Here is a 1,707-nt window from a genome sequence, read left to right as displayed (position 1 = left end):
AATATATTGTGCAAGCTGAAGCGGCGTATATGTATCATACTGTCCAATCGCGTAATCAAGTAAAAATCCGGGTATGTTATCAGTTCTACCTACTTGACCAATTGATTCATTTGGCAGGTCAATACCAGTCGACACACCTAGGCCAAATTGTCTAAAATAGTAGCGCATTTTATTAAATGTTTCTTGTTTAATATCTAATGGATTGTTTGGGACATAATTAATGCCTGCCATTTTTAAAGCCGTATTAAACATATAAACGTTCGATGACACTTGCAAAGCTCTTAAATCATCAATATCCCCAAATTCTTTCCACGATTTCTTCGGCTTAGAACTTCCTTTAAAATACATTGGTGCATCAAAGAAATGTGTATACGGCTTAATCGCTTCTGTTTGATATCCAGTTAATAAAGTAGCACCTTTTACAGTTGACCCTAACTCATAAGAACTTGTCATCGTTCCTAATGCATAATCTTCTATTTGCATACCGCCATCTTTATTTTCAATTTTCTTTCCTGCCATTGATAAAATTTGACCGTTTTTCGGATTCATCATTACTACGAACGCACGATCCATCATCGGCTCTGCAGCATGAAAGGCTCGTAAATTCTTTTCAAGACTTCCCTCTACTCTTTTCTGTAAATCCATATCGACTGTTAACATCAAGTTATTTCCACTTTTTCCTTCAGTCACTTTTTCTGTTCGAACAATCTTCCCTGCTTTATCCATAATATTTTTAGACTGTTCTTTCGTTCCATGTAGTGCATCTTCGTATTGTTTTTCAATGTAACTTTTACCAATACGGTCGTTTCGATTATAATCACGAACTAAATAATAATCTAATTGTTCTCTTGGCAACCCTTCATTTTCATTAGAAACGCTACCTAGTATAGAGCGCAGTATTTTATCATTTGGGTATTCACGTTCCCAATCTACTGTCGTATCTACCCCCGGTAAACTTGCCAACCTTTCACTAACGACAGCATATTCATTTTGACTTACATCTTTTTTAACGATTTGCGGCGTCATTTTATACCCCGCATTCATTTTGCTTTTAATGGCTAGTACTTCTAGGTCTTCTTTTGAAAGTTCACTTAATTCTTCTTGTGTAATTCTTTCCCTACGTAACTCTTCAACTTTTTTATCTAATTCTTTCCCTTCTATCTCCTGCTTTCTAAATTTACTCTCATCTTCTTTCGTTACTTTCGCTGCTGCCCGCTTTTCATTTAACTGCATCCAAAAATCCTTTTTATCTGTTTCTGTTAACTTGTCTATGTCCTCTTGCGACATTTCAATTAGCTTAGCTAAATCTCTTGCTACTTGTAAAACTTCTTTCGAGTCTACTCCTCTCATTTTCGTATATGTAACGGTTCGCAATGGTTTATTATTTACAATAACGTGACCTTGCCGATCAAACATTTTCCCTCTAGGAACGGGAGTGCTTACCGTTACATCTTCCTTTTTATTTACTTCATTTCTATACGTTTCTCCATCAATGATTTGTACTTTACCTAATTGAATTATAATAGCTGAAAATAAAAGAAAGACAATAAAAAATAGTACATTTAACCGAAATGGAATATGAGTCTTTTTCTTTTTCGATAGTTTTTTCTGCTCCTTTTTCTGTCTCATTTCGCTCCCTCGCTTCATTCTATTAACATTTCTACGCAAAGTCATTATGTATCAAATTTATTTATATGATATATATAG

Annotated in this window: 1 protein-coding gene; it reads right to left on the bottom strand. The window is 34.6% G+C overall.

All coding sequences use genetic code 11. From position 1 onward, the window contains the following. Positions 1-1,629, bottom strand: a 1,629-nt coding sequence (locus ABWK52_RS27350) for a peptidoglycan D,D-transpeptidase FtsI family protein (protein ID WP_353772282.1), incomplete at its 3' end; no start/stop codon positions are given. Between the last annotated feature and the right edge of the window lie 78 nt (positions 1,630-1,707).

Origin of the sequence: Bacillus sp. AP50 (assembly GCF_040492675.1) — a bacterium.
In the GTDB taxonomy this organism is placed as follows: Bacteria; Bacillota; Bacilli; order Bacillales; family Bacillaceae_G; genus Bacillus_A; species Bacillus_A cereus.
This window is presented reverse-complemented; position numbering and strand designations above follow the sequence as displayed.